Here is a 16,669-nt window from a genome sequence, read left to right as displayed (position 1 = left end):
CTGAACATACTAATCAAGTCTCAATATAGAAGTAAATGTTATAAAAAACGATCCTTATTCAAACAAATGATATTTTATTTTGAATGCCGCAATAATAGAAGAAGAGTTTGAATGTATTTGCTGCAGTTGAATAAGAGTAGACCTATCGGAACTGTTCTATTTGAAGTTGTTTCTTCCTACCAAAATATACGTTATCCAGAAGTTTATTTTAGTCACCTCTTTTGTCTTTGACTAGTGCCTATTGTATATACCATAATGCTTAGTCAGGCAGCAAGCCATAGGTCAGCATCCTATTACGAATTAACAGAGCAGGTAAATTTTTATCTGACCTATTGTGGAACAGCAGCTGGATATACTTTTCAGCGAAACCTAATATACTATAGGACTTAGATGTGTTCTATCTAAGGCAATGCCTGCACCCAATCAATGAGCAGTAATAAATATATGATTGGATAATCAAACCGGCTGATATTATTTGTATATTAAATGGCAATAAACCAATAATATTGATGGATTATGAAGAAAAATACCTATGAGCCGGGTAAAACAAACCGGAGAGCATTTCTCAAATCAACTGGAACAGCTGTAATCGCCAATACCCTTGCCCTTACCCTGAGTTTTCCTGAACAGATAAGGGCAGCTAATAAAAATACCTTAAAAGTAGGGTTAATCGGATGCGGGGGTAGAGGTACTGGTGCTGCTGTGCAGGCGCTTAAGGCCGATCCGGATGCAGTAATTACGGCTATGGCAGATGTTTTCCCCGATCGACTGGAAGAGGCCTATCAGTCACTTATAAAAGTTTTTCCTAAACGCATAAAACTAAATAAAGAGCATAAGTATGTAGGGTTTGATGCCTACAAAAAAGTAATAGAATCAGATGTAGATGTGGTGCTCTTAGCTACGCCTCCTTCCTTCCGCCCGGATCATCTGATGGCTGCCGTGGAGGCTGGAAAGCATACATTTTGCGAAAAGCCGGTTGCAGTAGATGCTCCTGGGGTGCGGAAAGTTTTAGAGGCAGCAAAGAAAGCCAAACAGAAAAACCTCTCGATCCTGTCGGGCTTTTGCTTCCGCTACGATCTGGCAAACCGGGCAACTTTTAGCAAAGTGCACCAGGGAGAGATAGGCGAAATAAAAATGGTAGCCACTACACGGAATGGTGGGCCGGTTTGGCATCTGCCCAGGCAGCCACAATGGACAGATATGGAGTACCAGATGCGCAACTGGTATTATCAAAACTGGCTGTCTGGCGATTTTATTGTTGAACAAGCCGTGCATAGCCTGGATATGATGTCATGGGCCATGGGCGATAAGCCGCCTTTGAAAGCCAGCGGAAGTGGCGGAAGGCAAGTACGCACAGAGGCTATCTATGGAAACATATATGATCATTTTGCCATAGAATATGAGTATGAACAAGGGGTGAAAGGATTTCATTTTACCCGCCAGCAAAGTGGTTGTTCTACGGCTAATACGGTGGATATAGCTGGTACTGAAGGAAATGCTAGCCTAAATCTATGGCGCGGAGTTCATGAGATCACGGGCAAAAACAAATGGCTATACCGGGGCGAAAAAAATGATATGTACCAGACAGAACAAGATGAGTTTTTTGCTTCTATCCGTCAAGGGAAACCGATGAATGATGGCGAATGGATGGCTACCAGCACCATGCTGGCTGTTTTAGGAAGAATGGTTGCCTATACCGGCCAAACCATTAGTTGGGAAGAAGCCTTCAATTCTGAGCAAGTGCTGGGTCCTAAAACCGACGAGTTTACCTGGCAACTGAAGTGGCCAGGTCCGGGAATTGCCATTCCAGGAATTACTAAGCAATTTTAATTTACCAAGAACAAGGATAGCTGCCATTGACAGGTCTCTAATCAATCCAATAACGGATGTTGAATGGAAGATTCCAGAAGAATTTTTAAGCAGTATTTCCTATCCAAATTAACCCTTTTTTTACGGTTTGTAACATCTTATTGTAAGTAAAGTCACATGAGAATTTTTTTGAAAATAGCAGCATCCCAACTATTCGTAAGTCTAATAGTTAGTATGTATAGCATTTCCTATGCACAAGGTTTCCTGTTTGAATTTGGCACCCAGAGGAAGTTAGACAACATTACCTCCGGCCAACCGGTGCAAGAATTTCCTATAAAATGGATGAATGTCAATACAAATAGTTCTACCTGGACTAAAAAGGATGATGGAGAGTTAATCTGCTTGGGCCAACCTATTGGCGTCATTCGTTCGGAAAAGCAATACGAAAACTTTATGCTACACATTGAATGGAAACATATGGAAGCGGGAGGTAACTCTGGCGTTTTCGTTTGGAGTGATGCTAAACCTGATGAAAAATCGCGTTTGCCCAATGGAGTGGAAGTGCAGATGCTGGAACTAGATTGGGTGAATTTAAATAAACGTGACGGCACCACTCCGCCAATCGCCTATGTTCACGGGGAGCTTTTTGGCGTAGGTGGCGTAAAAACCTTGCCTGATAATCCCAGAGGCGACCGGAGTAAATCTGTTGAAAACCTATGCAAAGGCCGTGGCGAATGGAATACCTACGATGTGGTATGTGTCGATGGGGTGATTAAGCTTTCTGTCAATGGCAAGTTTGTTAATGGTATCAGCCAGTCGACTCAGCGGAAAGGATACCTCTGTTTAGAGTCTGAAGGGGCAACAATTCATTTTCGCAACATTCGATTAATTGAGTTACCAGCTGGTACAGCTTCGGCAAGCCATACAGCCCCGGAGCTTCCCTAATCTTTTTGCTCACCTGGTGCAATGCTTTACCATCAGATGTTGGTTATTTTAAACTTCTATAGGTTTTGCTATAAACAGCAGGTCATTCTAAACCGGCTGTTTTTGTTAACAATTATTCGATACAAGAGTAGCTACTATCTTGATTTTTGAACCAATTCAACCTATGATAAAGGCTGGACTAGCTGATAGATGTTATAAGAACTGATAGATTGATTGGGAGAACCCGGCTTTCTGGAAACACCCTGCAAAGGGTATTGACAAGCTATCCTGTTATTTGATCGTGCTGGCTGCCGGACGATAGCTTTTTTTTACATCAGCTATCGCATCCAATAATCCTTCCTCCGGCAGATCGTCTGCCAGTTGCCAGAACATGATACCTCCTAACTGTTGATCTACCACATATTTAGTTTTTAATTCGATTGAGCGCCGGTCGTCAAAAGTGACAAACAGTTTTTCCTGGGCATTGTACAGATAAGGCGCTTTTGCCTCTTCATCCCAATAGTATGCATATCCTTTGTCAGGGGTTAAAGTAGGGAAAAATTGCTTGTATCCGATACCTGACTTAAACTTAGCAGACTGATAAAGTCCCTGGTTGGTAGAAGCCACATTCTCGAAAACACGGGCATAGAAAGCCCCGCCAATTACCAGTTGTCTGGAGTCTATGCCTAGTTTGCGCAGATATTGCACGGCATGATCGGTAGACTCTGCTTGTTGAGAGGTAGCATACAGAGGCGTATGATGCCCTGTTTTGGTGGCATAGCCATTCACCAGATCATAGGTCATCAGGTTCACAAAATCTACTTCTTTCATTACTTTTTTCCACTCCACAGATTTGTCAAGAAACTCTGTGAACCCTCCGGCAGCAAAACTAATAATGCTTTCTTTCCCTAAGGTTTTGCGTAGTTGCTGAACAAGCAGGGTAAAGTTTTTTCTGTCTGCAGGACCATACGGGTGACCTGGCAAACCTTCAATAGCCGGATACTCCCAGTCCAGATCAATGCCATCTGTATGCAGGCGTGTTTGCATAACTTTTACAGATTCTGCAAATGCTAGTCTGCCGGCATGAGTTGAAAAAACTGGCGAACAGGTTTCGCACCCGCCCCAACCGCCTAAGGATAATAGTACTTTTAAGTGAGGTTGCTGGCGTTTTAAAGCCACCATTTTGTTAATAATCAAGGTGTCCGCAGGCTTGCCCAGGGTAAAGGAATTTCCCTGTAGATGGCCAAAGCAATAGATCAAATGGGTAATGTTAGCAACCTTGAAACTATCAAGTTGAGCGGCATTTCCGGCAAAATAGGCAATGACATTAAAATTGTTGGTTGTCTGGCTAAAGCCGGGTAAGAGGGCAATACTACTGAGAATAAGTGAAAAAAGCAGGGGAATACGTTTTAAAAACATCATAGATTCGTAAAAGTGGTTTTGAAGAAAGCGAACTTATGAATAATTTTCAATAATACGTGTATGAATGTAGTACCCATAGCCTCACTTTCAGCAGTTGCCGCATATAAGTAGCTCTTAGGGGTGATAACTTTATGTAGAAAGCCAACTGATGTACACTTTGTTCTATAAGCATAACCGGTACTAAGGCCTTGTATACATTCCATACAACCTCAAAAGATTCTTTTGTTGAAGTACACACTTCTACCTTTTTTTATCAAACTTGCTTATAGTCCTAGTATGCCAGTAAAAAAAATGTTCGTAAATAACCAACATTCAGCCTGAGCTGAGTTCAGATAAATATAAAGAAATACGCATGAAACGATTTAAAAAAGCAGGTATCATTCTTGCCTCGATCATTGCCCTGATTGCTGCAAGTGTTTACATCATTTTTCAATTGCCGCAATTTGGCGGTTCGTTGCCAGGCAACCGGCTTGAGAGGTTTCAGCAGTCTCCGCAATTTATCCATGGACGGTTTGAAAACACCCCTCCGCAACAGACAGACCTATCGCTTTTTAACAATTTAAAGCTTTACTCGCAAGGCCAGATCAGAGAGCCACAATTTGCTGTTCCGGTCGTTCAGCTGGAGGCAAACACGCTGAAAAATCCTCCTGGCCAAGGACTCAGAACTATCTGGCTGGGGCATGCTACTGTTTTGGTGGAGATCAATGGCTTACGGATTATGACAGATCCTGTGTTGTCGGAAGTGGCTTCTCCTGTGCCCATTGGACCTCACCGGCTGCATCCCTCGCCTATTGCCTTAGAAGCACTTTCAGGTATCGATGCGGTAGTTATCTCTCATGATCATTACGACCATCTGGATATGAAGACCATTCAGCATCTGGCATCCCAGGGCACGCATTTCTACGTAGGGTTAGGCGTGGGCGCACATCTGGAAAGATGGCAGGTAGCTCAACAACAAATTCATGAAATGGATTGGTGGGAGCCTGTTCAACTCAAGGGGGTAACAATTATCTGCACGCCTGCCCGTCATTATTCCGGGCGAAAGTCTATGGATAACTCAACCTTGTGGGCATCCTGGCTACTGCAGGGAGGGGGGTATTCCCTTTATTTTAGCGGCGATACCGGATATGGTGAGCATTTTAAACAGATTCGCGAGCGTTTTGGAGCCGTAGATGTATCCCTGATGAAAGTAGGAGCCTATGGCGATACCTGGCTTGATATCCATATGAATCCGGAATCAGCTGTACAGGCACAAGTGGATCTGGGGGGTAAAATCCTGCTACCCGTTCATTGGGCTACTTTCAACTTATCGTATCATGCCTGGGATGAACCTATTTTGCGTACGTTAGCGGCTGCCAAAAGTAAAGGCATAACTATTATTACTCCACAGGTGGGGGAGCCCTTTGAAATGGGGAAGCCCTTTGAGAACAAGGTATGGTACAAGCCTTAGAAGTTAGCTGAGATTTTGCTATAGGTTGTGCCAGTAAGCTCCCCATCTCAATGTATGGTAGTCTAAAGAAATGGGTAGTGGTATGCAGGCTTCTCCAAATTTTCATTTTCTGCCTTTATTGACTAGTTAAAAAACAGCCGTGCTGGCAACTATTTCATAATCTCCAGGCCAAGGCATAAGAGTAAGAGAGGAATAGATGAGAGTAATATGTCCGTTTCTTTGCTGCTGGCTTCTATCCTAAAGTGATTATCTGCTTTTTGCAGGCTTTAAGCCTAACTTCTTTTGATCTTTAAGAAATCTTCTTTCCCATGACAGTTTACCTTATATTTACTTTATGCGGTAGATTCCTTAAAAGGTGTATTCTTAGAACAAATTTACCCAGCCAACAAGCAGCATATCCGGAAACAATCCATGAGTGAAAATTTAACCACCAAGACCGTCCAGGGCATTAAATGGAATTCAGTTTCAACCATTACGAATGCAGTTGTGCAGTTAGGCTATAGTGCCATCATGGCACGCTTGTTAGCTCCTTCAGATTTTGGACTAATGGCCATGTCCGGATTGGTTCTTGGGTTTAGTACCTATTTTTCCCAGATGGGGATGAGCCAGGCGTTAATTAACAAAAAAGACTTATATAAGGAAGATATACGGGTAGCTTTTACCTCTTCCTTCTTATTAGGTATACTTTTCTCAGGAATAACCTGGCTGGCGGCTCCTTTGTCAGTATACATATTTGATAATCCGCAGTTAGTACCCATTCTCCGTACCACGTGTATCTCACTAGTGATCAATGGCCTGGGTTCTACTTCCATTAGTTTGTTGCGGCGGAACCTGGAATTTAAGTCCGTAGCTATTATTCAGATCGCCTCTTACCTGGTAGGATATGTATTGGTTGGAATGAGTTTAGCCTATTTGGACTTTGGGGTGTGGAGCCTGGTAGCGGCTTCCATCTGCCAGGCCATCATTAGTACGGTTACCTCCTATATTTTTGCCAGACATAGCCTGTCGTTGTTGTTTGACTGGAAGTACTACCAGCCACTATTTGCTTTTGGCAGCAAGATGTCCTTGATCAGCTTTATTGATTTTTTGGGTGCCGATTTTGATACCCTCTTTATTGGCAGATTTCTGGGAGAGGCAAACCTGGGTTTGTATAACCGGGCTTTTATTCTCATCCGGCAGCCAGTCAGTTTACTGGTAGGAACTGTTTCCAGGGTATTGTTTCCTGCTTTTAGCCGTATCCAAACGGAGATTTCACGGTTAAAAAATGTATACTTGTTTTCTGTTTCATCAGTAGCCCTGATTATCTTTCCTATCTGTTGCGGCATTTCCCTGGCCGCCGAACCCATTGTTTATCTGATGTTGGGCGAAAAATGGACAGCCGCCATTCCTATCTTACAGGTATTGGCTTTTACTACTCCCTTCCGGGTGCTGATGCATTTTAGCGGCATTGTTTGTGATGCAACCGGGACCCTAACCTGGAAAGCAATGCTGCATATATCCTATTTTCTTGTTCTGGGAATACTGTTTTTTGCCTTTAAACCTTTAGGCCTCATCGGCTGTACGTATGCGGTATTGCTGGCAGCCATCCTTAAAAATGTGGGATATTTTCTCATACTCCGGAAAGTATTAGGACTGAAACTTGGCGAACTGTTGAAAGCTTACCGGCCTGGTTTTTTTTCAGCCATTGTACTCAGCATCGGTCTGTATGTTACGTCTATGCTCCTTGAAAGCTTTTATCTGCCTAACCTGCTAGAGTTAATTGTCTTGCTTACCGTAGGGTTGCTGTTTTGGCTTGTATCTCTCTATTTCACACCGGATAAGGGGCTGCTGGCACAACTTAGCCAAAAATTTAACAACAGGCCTACCAGTAAAAAAAGTAATTCTCCCCTTGCTCAGTTACTGACAAAAGTACTAAAGGTCATAACCCATACCTAGCATTGTGCACCAAACAAGAGCCTGTTATCTTTGGGGCCATTTTACTACAGGTGGTTCGTATTTTATTTATTCGGTTGTGTCTTAGCTAACTTCTGATACCATAGGCTTGAGTTTAATGGACAAGAATTTTCCATACGTTAAGCATCGCCATAGCCATTCCACCGGGCCAAATTGAAAATGTCTGAGCCACCAATGGCTAAGCACTAATTGAAATACAAGTATAGCCGCTGCAATTCCTAGCCCTATAAAAGGACCCACTTCTCCCAGCAAGCCTAACCCAATGCCATTAAATACCCCTACACAAATGACACTCTGTAATAAATAATTGCTTAATGCCATTTTACCTACCGGAACCAAAAAACGTAGTCTGCCCTGCCATTTCTCTTTTTGCCAGGCTAATGTAAATAAGGCAACATAACATAAGCTGAGTGGAACTACGCCCAGCATATAAACCAAAGATTGAACCAGGCCAAGCATAGAAGGGGGCGTATCACCACCGAGTTCCATTAGCCAGGTAAGGACAAGGTTTGCCGGCACACCCAGGAGTAATCCTCCGGTAATCAATGTATTTATCAGTGGACGGTGTGTCTCCGGACTGCTGAACAGCTTTTTGCGGCCTGCATAAAATCCAAGCAGAAACATAGCCAGGATCTTAAAAAAACGCCCGGTATATAACAAATGTTCAAACCGGTAGCAGGCACTTACCAAATTCGATTGTATCATGGATAAATAATCTCCCTGCAATTGTGATAACCGGGTGCCAGTTAAGCCCAACTTTTGTTTTATTACCGAAGCGGCTATGGCAAAGGCCATTCCTGGCTGCACTTTTCCGTCGACAGTTAGTACCAAGGCATATTGTATCACTGGTAGGATGAGTAACACAACTGCCCATAGTAATAAGGTTTGGTTACTTTTATTGCGGAATAGCAGTAACACAAATCCGGTAATTGCATACGCAGCTAAAATATCCCCTGTCCATAGCAAAAGCAAATGTGCCAGGCCAATCAAAAATAAAATAAAAAGCCGCCGGATATAATACGGCAGAAAATCAGATTTTTTCTCTCCAGCCCGCACCAGTTGGACGGCAAATCCAATCCCGAATAAAAGGGAAAATAGGGAATAAAATTTTCCTTCAACAAAGAAATGAATTAGCAGAAGCACCACTTTATCAGCTTCCGCAAATGGCATGGCCGCCTGTTGCTGATCGGTCAGGTAATAATAGCCCATTAAAAATGGGAGATTTACCAGCAAGATACCACAGATAGCAAAGCCCCGTAAAGCATCTAAAATTTCTATCCGGTTGCTACTGCCTAGTGGCTTTAAACTAGTCTCAGGCTTTTTTTCTACATGAAAAGATGGTTGCTGAAGTTCAGTTTTTTTCATCTGGGCGGTCATGGGTTTAATTGATTGGACCTACACAGCTTGCTTTTTACCTGGAATTTCGGCAGACAAAAGGCAAAACAGCTCCTGTCTGGAGTTTGCTTGGAAACCAGCCAGCCATAGGTGTCTGTGTACAACTGGTTATTGTATGTAGTTAAATATAGTGGATAAGCTTGTAGAAACAGCAAAGTAAGTGATTTTATTTATGCTTATTCCTCTCCAACAATAGCTACTGATGCATAAAATCTCAACCTAGTTGCATGTTTCAACTAGCAGCAGTGTATCCCGTGTAGACCGGCTTTAGCAAAAAAAGGAAGTGCTTGATAATAAATGAAATAAATTATATATTCGATTACTTTTTCCCCTTCCGCACTGCTGATGAAAGCAACACAAAAAGTATATGCTGTGTCGGTGATGGTGGCTTTTTTGCTGCCTAATTTGTATGTGATGTATAGCGGCCATGAGTCGTTTCCGTTTACGCATGCACCTATGTTTGCCCATTATATTGATGAAACTACCCTGTTTTATGATTTTGAGTTTATCGGGCAAAAAGGGCATCAGGAAACTTTCCTGTATCCTTCTTATGAAAGCCCTTTACCCTCAAAAGACCGGGTGATCAGGCGTTTTTTCTTCAATAAGGTGTATGGATCCATGGAAGCCAGTTCCTTCAGTCACTTTGAACACGATACCCAAGAGCAGTTCATCAGGCGGTTAGAACTATTTTTCGCTTCTTATTTTGGTTACTTACAACACGATACGCTTGGCATCCAGACCGTTCGCCTGGAAGTACATCAATACAATGCAGACTATCAGCTTACAGAAAAACATACCCTGGGATATTTTGATGTTTCAACAGGCAAATTTCAGTATACATGGACAAACCGGCAGTAAGGCACAAGCTACTATCCTTCTTCAACTCTTACTTTTTCGCCGAGGTAAATCCGCACAAACTTGGCCTGATCCGCATACTTCTGGTAGGGCTCACGCTGCTACAAACAGCCAGCAGGTATTACCTTATGCACCGGATTACCTCTTTAGGGCCTGCTTTTGATGTGTTGCATACACCCAGCCACTTACTCAAACTGTTAGCTGTTCCCTTTCCACTGCCACCAGAACTACAATTGCCTTTTGCCATAGGCTATTATTTAGTGGGTTGCTGTGCCATGGTTGGTTTGTTTACCCGCCCGGCCTTAGTCCTGTTTGGCTTAGCCAACATTTATGTGTTTGATGTGCAATACGCTACCGGGGTTTTCGATCATGAAATGGGCCTCGTTTCGCAGGTATTGCTTGTGTTGGCTTTTGCTCCCGGCACTATGGCATTTTCTGTAGACAGGCTTATTGGCTGGCTGCTACACAAGAAAAGCCTGACCACTACCCAACCATTGTATCATTTTTTGCCTGGGCCCCGGGTACCGGTTTGGGGCTTGCGGCTCATCATGATTTTGCTGGCGTGTACCTATTTTACAGCTGGTTTTTCAAAAATCAGATATGGAGGTATACAGTGGGTAGATGGGAAAACCTTGGCACATTACCTCAATGGCCAAGCCAGCCCCAATATTGCCGGGCACAGACCTATTTTTATGGGTCCTGCTGTTGTGCCAGCCGATAAAAAATGGAAAGATGGCTTTGGCATTTATACTTACTCCTGGGGAAACAAGCAGCGCAATGTGTCTCGCATGGAAATAGGAAAATTTATAGCCTCTAACCGGTTTATCATTACGGCCCTTTCCATTGCTACAGTTATTTTTGAACTCAGCAGTATACTTCTTTTAACCTCGGGCTGGCCAAAACTGCTGTATCTGGTAGGAGCTATTGCTATGCATCAAACGATTGGATTTTTGATGGACTTGCGTTTTTTAAAGTTCCAATTACTATGTCTGTTGTTGATCGACTGGCAATGGGTGTACCGCACACTGCTCTCTGGCTTTAACAAAGTAGTGGCCCGAAGGCAGGCCCGGACGTCTTCACTTGGGTAAAGGTGTATGTTTATTGCTGAATGACTGCTGTATTGGTAGATTTAGCCGGAGCAGCTTCTATAAAGTTTTTGATAAATGCAGCCGTTAATTTTCGCAGGGCCCGTATTTCATCCACCCGCGATAAATTATGCGGAGGCCCTCCAGGTGTATTATTTACATCCACAATATAAATTTTTCCATCTTCTCTATCGCGCAATACATCCAGTTCGCCATAATCGAGCCGCATTTGTTTACAAAACTCTATAATGTTTGTTACCTCTATTGCACTGAGCACCTGATGCGTAGGCACCATTACACACTTGGTGTTTTTACTTCCAAAGCGGCTATCGACAGGCCGGTTTTTTACATAGACAAATGGTATGTCATGCAAAAACACTGGCACGCGTATGTCTTCAATAAACACTCCTGTCTGATTATTAATTAGCTTCTGATAAATAAATCCGTCTTCGGGGTAAGCAACCGGGCAAGCTACAATACTTCCGTTATGCAAAGCATTAATATCCCCTTTTTTTACACACAAACCCTGGTAGGTAGTAGGGTCAATCAGGGTTTGGTAGCCAAATACTTTTCCGAAGGTAGTATCTACATAGGTCTTACTGATATCCAGGCTGCCACTGTTGATCACAAGCCGGTTGGCGGATAGATTCAGTAACTCAGGTAGTTGCCTGCGAAAAGTCGTGTCTTCCCAGCTCACAACAAAGGCAGCTTTGCCGGCCGCTTGTAAATCGGTTGTAATCTGATACCGGAGAATGCGGAAGATACGGCCCAGAATATGGCGGCTGCGGGGCAGTTCCGGGTAAAACACCACTGTCTTTCTTTCCTGTTTTCCTTTATAGGAAAGGCTAGCGAATATGAGCCAGTAGTTCAAAGACTCTTTATAGGTATTATACGCTTCCCGGATTGTATGATAAAGTTTCATGGGTGCAGCCGTTTATTGTGTGATACGAAAGAGGTTTTACAAGATGCCAGAGATCCGCCAGGTAAGGATAGTAGGAACGGCCTGTTTTCTAAACTTTACTGCTGTGGTGAATAAGCTTAGGCATTTAATAGACGGCGTCATAGGATTTTAGTTTCAGCACTTTTTTATACATAGTTATATACGCTTCTACAATCGAATCTTCACTAAAGCTAGCGGTGGCGTACCTGTTTGCTTCACCTGTTAGTTGATTAGCAAATGTGCTGTTAGAGAGGATTTTTTCTGCAGCCTTTTGTATCTCATTCACTGAATCAACATCACATAATACACCGTATTTGCCATGCCCTAGTAAAAAAGGAACATTCCCGCTTTTACTGCCTGCCACTACAGGGGTACCCAGCACCATTGCTTCAAGCAGCGTATTTCCAAAAGATTCTTCCCGGGAGGTATGTAAAAGCAGCTTTGCTGAAGCTATCATCTCCATAGTCTCTGTATAGGATTTTGGGCCCATAAAAACTACCCCTTGGGTAAGGTTGTGTTTTTTGGCATATTGATAGGCTAAGCCTTCTGCATCCATATTATGGCCCAGTAGGTAATAGGTGAGCGAAGGGTATTTTTTTCTGATCTGCTGGAAAGCTAACAAGCCATTTTCGATATTCTTCCGCTTGCCAAATCCATTGTTAACCGAAACCATGTAATCGAGCTTTTTCTCATAGCTAATGAAATAATTCTCAATAAGTTTGGGGTAAAAGTTTTGGATAATGGTCGTTTTTTTCTGCTCGGTTTTACTTAGAAGCTTAAACAAATAATGTGAATTAGTAGTAAGCTCCTTTGCCTTTGACAATACAATGCCATTCATCAGCCACCGGACTACGCGGAAAGGAATAGGATGGTATTTGAGAATAGTGAGGGCATGATCCCGCACCGTCACTACTACTGGTAGGTTTGTACCTAAAGCCGCCCAGGCATATTCATAGGACCAATGTGCATTAATCAGGTCAGCCGGGTATTTTTTCATTAGCTGAATTAAATCCTGACGAATGGATCTAAAAAAATCTCTTCCTGGATGAGGTTTGTAAGGCGCAACACATACAGTTACTCTGTCTGTTTCAATAATTACAGGCTCCATAATTTTGCAGGAGGTAGTATATACTACAATTTCGTACCCTCTTTGTAACAATGCATTTATTAAAAGGGCTGTAATAGGTACACGGTTGTAGGTGTCGGGCAGTAAATTGCCTTTAAAATCAACATCAAGCAGATGTAAAGGTACTGGAGCTGCAATCCCAATTTTCATTCTACAATAGGTAAGAGGTAAAATTCAACACAGAAAAACATATGGATAGCTTTCGTATAGCCTGTATCCTTACTAGGTTATGGTCACCTCTTTTCCCTTCGTAGCAGTACTAAGCAAGTGCTTAATGGGCATGCGAACATTGGTATACACAAAATGCCTTAGTTGAGACTGTAGCGGTATACGCCGGCCAAGGCCCTCTTCCATGGTTGCTTTGCAAGGCATACATAAGCCACAGGGTTGCTCATGTATGGGGGAATGGCAAAACCAGGTTTGATTCATAATATCAATAAAATCATGCTTGATGGCTAGTTGCTGTAAGTCTAACTTAGTCAGTTCATGTATGGGAAAGCGGAAATACTGAAATAGGGAAATATCCGGATTACGGGGTAGATCCGTTATCTTAAAATTTTCAGCCTTGCCATCATGAATTTTTATTATTTCCGGCTTCACATAGCTTGTAAAGAATCCAGGACTTCGTGTTTCAATAGCTAATTCCAGGTCGTACAATTTTTCTTCCTCCGCAAAACAAGCCAGCCATTCATATTGCGCACCCAAGTGTCTTACTGATTTTAAGCGGGCATACTGCTGTTGAATCTGCTCATTGGGTTTAATGCCTTTTAAATCTTTAAATTTGGTAGGAAGCAGAAGTTGCTTTGTATGAGGAGCTTTCTTAAAGATCATACCAGTCAGCTTTTCCATGGTTTGTATTTCCATGTGGAGCGATTTGCGTAAATGATCTTTGACATAAAAGGGTTGTACAGTTCTTTGTTGCACCAGCAGCAGATCGAGCAACCTGAATGTGGAATCCCATCCACTGGTCCAAAATAAATTAACAGGCTTTTCCATGGAAGGTGTTTTTTTGAAAATTAGGTGGTGTATTAGGTTAGTAGAATATACACATAAGTCAATAAATTATAAGCATTTTTATATTTATTTTTTCGCTTTTCTTTCCTGAAACTTGACTAGATAGCTGAAAAGCAGCAATGCTAATCTACAAATACATATATAGGATAAAAGGACCTTGTAAAACGGAATCGTAACCCTTGCCTTTACACGAACTAGTTCGAAGCAGAACCTATTGCTTGTATACTATCTGGAAAGGAAGAAATTCCTAAGTAAAACAGTGGCACATCCAAAGGATAATTTGAATCTATTCCTTTGGTAGCTCTAGCAATAATTTGCAGAAGACGCTCTGTCTACCTGCCGTTATAGTGAGCGTATCTTATGCGCTGCTCATAGCTTACTATCAAAAGCTTTTAATGGAACTTACCTGAGGATACATCTAAAATAAGCTAGGAACTAAAGGCAGTATACGTGGAATATGTGCATTTTGTGCTAATCCAAGTATTTATACAATAAAACCAGGTTTTTAGTTACACTTTAAAAATAAGTATTTTTTCTGCTTTTTTGATGTAACTCTATCAGTCATCGTTTTTCCAGGGCGGAGTAGGCAAACAAGCACCATATGTGAGTAGTTGCCAGCTTTTATTTAGTAGAAAAAATAAAGTACAGAGCAGGTTGGGATAAATCAACCTGCACATTACCAGCTTGGCTACGGTCTCACACAGAGAAAAATAAGTTATTGGCAGTAAACAGGTGGGGAGGGCTGCAACTCCCAGGCAGGAGAAAATCTCTTTTACTCATATACCAGCTGACAAACTAAATGGCAGGCGTAGCTGAAACATACTAGCAGTAGCTTATTAATTGCAGCTAAGTTGCTTTCCGTTAATGATTCTTTTGGGTATCATCCAGGTTCCGTTCATGTTCAGCCAGTGCTTTTTCGATGGCTTTTTCAATCATCTCCACATTTTCCTGGGTTAAATAAATCGTATCATTTGCACCCAGAATCAACTCTACTTCATGCACTGACAGCGGCGAGTCCATATAGGTTACTAGTTTCTGGTTATCTAACCTTAATCGTTTCTTAAGTTGGTTGAGCTTATTAATTCTGCTGCTAAAAGGTTTTGCCATATAAAAACAGATAATTTGTTAAACGTATACGTGCCAAAAGCAAGTTTGGATCGTGTTCATACTATTAAGTTGAAATGCTAGTTGCCAGCCTGGTACCTCATGCGGCCAGGAATAGAGAGTAGCGTTTTAAATTAAGTAAAAAACAATAGGATGCAGATAAGGTACGCTAAAATTTTTCTTGGTGCGTTATTACTTCCCTACCTACTAACCCATTGTTGTTTTTAAAGAGGCCGATTTTTTATTCAGGTCTTACGATGAGAAGGAAAGCCTTTCTACACCATTAATTGGTATTAAGCGCCGTTTTTACATCGGAAGGTAGTTTTTGTGGGGTGGTAGTAGGGCCAGAAATAGTTAATTTGCCATTTTTCACCTGCATACGGTCAATAAATACGACTCTTTCCTCGCCGGTTTTGGCTGTACGGCCATGGTACACACAAAACATCTCTTTTCCGTCGGGCGAGTACGCAATGCTGTTGTGTCCGGTGCCTGATACAACACCCCCTTTATCTGTATTTTTCTGTAACACCGGATTGTTCGCTGCTTTTTTATATGGACCCAGTGGTGAGCTGGCGGTAGCGTACCCAATGGCATAATGCGCTCCACCAAAATGATTCGCGGAGTACATCATGTAATAGGTGTTGTCTTTTTTAAACGTAACAGAACCCTCTGTCCAGCGGCGGTTTACTTCACGGGCCGTAACCGAACGGCTTTCCCACTCTGCCTGCTTGTCGCTTAAGGAAGTAGGTGGGCGCAGCAAGAGTACCGGTTGGCCGACAACCCCGAAAAAATCATCCTTTAGCTGGATGCCATACACCCAGCTTTCTTCAATCTCCTTGAACCAACCTTTTTCCCTGGCTAATGTGGCTACTTCACTTTCCACCGGATGTTTGTAGCAAGCCCTGGAATAATACAGATATGCTTTGCCATCCGTGTCAAAAAATACATTGGCATCAATAATAGGATAGCCAGGATCAAAAATAGGTTTGTTGGTCATATCAATAAAAGGTCCGGTTGGCTTGTCGGCAACTGCCACCCCAATCCGGAAATTTTCTACTTCCTTGGTGGGATTTACCTTCCATTGGGCACTGTAAAACATATAGAATTTTCCTTTTACCTCATAGACTTCAGGTGCCCAGTAAGCTCCGCCCCAGTCCGCATCCGGATCACTCCAGCCATTCTTGTTATCATGAAAATACACTTGTCCTTCTGGCTTCCAGCTTACCAGATCTTTTGATGAATAGGCGGCAAACCCCTTGTCTGCTCCTCCGCCAGTCCCATAGAGGTAGTAGGTATCCTGTGTGTACAACACGTATGGATCACCAAATTGTACAGGCAAAGGATTAGAAAAAGTAGCTGTATTAGAAGCTGCCGGTTGAGTAGTTTGGGCCATCCCATGATAGAAAGACAGTCCGGTGACTAGCATAAAAAAGAGGAGTGATTTTTTCATGGTAACTGCTAAAGTTTGCTAAATGTAGCTATTTTTTCTTTAGCTGCGTCCGCTACCCTTAATATACCTTTTTTTTGCTGGCCTGAGCACAAACGTAATTCAGAATTGTACAGAAAACTTATGTGCCGGTATATGCTACTTG

At 42.4% G+C, this 16,669-nt stretch carries 13 protein-coding genes; 6 read left to right on the top strand and 7 right to left on the bottom strand.

Annotation, left to right across the window (positions count from 1 at the left end):
- Positions 1–516: 516 nt before the first annotated feature.
- Together Q0590_RS24600 and Q0590_RS24595 are read left to right on the top strand one after the other, a co-directional pair.
- Positions 517–1,830, top strand: a complete 1,314-nt coding sequence (locus Q0590_RS24600; RefSeq protein ID WP_302040281.1) for a Gfo/Idh/MocA family protein — start codon at positions 517–519, stop codon at positions 1,828–1,830.
- Positions 1,831–2,043: 213 nt separating this feature from the next.
- Positions 2,044–2,754 (top strand): 3-keto-disaccharide hydrolase, encoded by a 711-nt coding sequence (locus Q0590_RS24595; protein ID WP_302040280.1) that lies wholly within the window; start codon positions 2,044–2,046, stop codon positions 2,752–2,754.
- A gap of 270 nt (positions 2,755–3,024) precedes the next feature.
- On the opposite strand, the gene Q0590_RS24590 is transcribed toward Q0590_RS24595, so the two are convergent.
- Entirely contained in the window at positions 3,025–4,155 is a 1,131-nt protein-coding gene (locus tag Q0590_RS24590; RefSeq protein ID WP_302040279.1) for a glycoside hydrolase family 18 protein, read from the bottom strand.
- Between the two features lie 352 nt (positions 4,156–4,507).
- Here Q0590_RS24590 and Q0590_RS24585 point away from each other — a divergent pair, with 352 nt between their 5' ends.
- Positions 4,508–5,605, top strand: coding sequence for an MBL fold metallo-hydrolase (locus Q0590_RS24585; RefSeq protein ID WP_302040278.1), 1,098 nt, complete (start codon positions 4,508–4,510; stop codon positions 5,603–5,605).
- Between the two features lie 411 nt (positions 5,606–6,016).
- The gene (locus Q0590_RS24580; protein ID WP_302040277.1) at positions 6,017–7,540 is read left to right on the top strand and encodes a lipopolysaccharide biosynthesis protein; all 1,524 of its coding nucleotides are present in this window, start codon (positions 6,017–6,019) and stop codon (positions 7,538–7,540) included.
- An 81-nt stretch (positions 7,541–7,621) separates the two neighbouring features.
- On the opposite strand, the gene Q0590_RS24575 is transcribed toward Q0590_RS24580, so the two are convergent.
- Entirely contained in the window at positions 7,622–8,923 is a 1,302-nt protein-coding gene (locus Q0590_RS24575) for a DUF418 domain-containing protein (RefSeq protein WP_302040276.1), read from the bottom strand.
- A gap of 375 nt (positions 8,924–9,298) precedes the next feature.
- Between Q0590_RS24575 and Q0590_RS24570 the strand changes: the two genes are divergently transcribed.
- Both Q0590_RS24570 and Q0590_RS24565 read left to right on the top strand, forming a co-directional pair.
- Complete coding sequence (locus Q0590_RS24570; protein WP_302040275.1) at positions 9,299–9,811, top strand: hypothetical protein; 513 nt, start codon at positions 9,299–9,301, stop codon at positions 9,809–9,811.
- Positions 9,793–10,896 (top strand): HTTM domain-containing protein, encoded by a 1,104-nt coding sequence (locus Q0590_RS24565; protein WP_302040274.1) that lies wholly within the window; start codon positions 9,793–9,795, stop codon positions 10,894–10,896. The genes Q0590_RS24570 and Q0590_RS24565 overlap by 19 nt, the downstream gene beginning before the upstream one ends.
- 10 nt (positions 10,897–10,906) lie before the next feature.
- Here Q0590_RS24565 and Q0590_RS24560 read toward each other — a convergent pair whose 3' ends face one another.
- The 5 genes from Q0590_RS24560 to Q0590_RS24540 all read right to left on the bottom strand — a co-directional run bounded on the left by Q0590_RS24560 (position 10,907) and on the right by Q0590_RS24540 (position 16,527).
- Entirely contained in the window at positions 10,907–11,815 is a 909-nt protein-coding gene (locus tag Q0590_RS24560; RefSeq protein WP_302040273.1) for a hypothetical protein, read from the bottom strand.
- Between the two features lie 124 nt (positions 11,816–11,939).
- Positions 11,940–13,109 carry a glycosyltransferase family 4 protein gene (locus tag Q0590_RS24555; protein WP_302040272.1) on the bottom strand — a complete coding sequence of 390 codons (1,170 nt, stop codon included), beginning with the start codon at positions 13,107–13,109 and terminating at the stop codon, positions 11,940–11,942.
- Positions 13,110–13,181: 72 nt separating this feature from the next.
- Positions 13,182–13,955, bottom strand: a complete 774-nt coding sequence (locus Q0590_RS24550) for a hypothetical protein (protein ID WP_302040271.1) — start codon at positions 13,953–13,955, stop codon at positions 13,182–13,184.
- Between the two features lie 879 nt (positions 13,956–14,834).
- Positions 14,835–15,080 carry a hypothetical protein gene (locus tag Q0590_RS24545; protein WP_302040270.1) on the bottom strand — a complete coding sequence of 82 codons (246 nt, stop codon included), beginning with the start codon at positions 15,078–15,080 and terminating at the stop codon, positions 14,835–14,837.
- Positions 15,081–15,360: 280 nt separating this feature from the next.
- Complete coding sequence (locus tag Q0590_RS24540) at positions 15,361–16,527, bottom strand: glycoside hydrolase family 43 protein (protein ID WP_302040269.1); 1,167 nt, start codon at positions 16,525–16,527, stop codon at positions 15,361–15,363.
- Positions 16,528–16,669 lie beyond the last annotated feature (142 nt).

It is taken from the genome of Rhodocytophaga aerolata (assembly GCF_030503435.1).
GTDB lineage: Bacteria > Bacteroidota > Bacteroidia > Cytophagales > 172606-1 > Rhodocytophaga > Rhodocytophaga aerolata.
The sequence above is the reverse complement of the archived record's forward strand: the minus strand, read 5'-3'. Positions and strand labels throughout refer to the sequence as shown.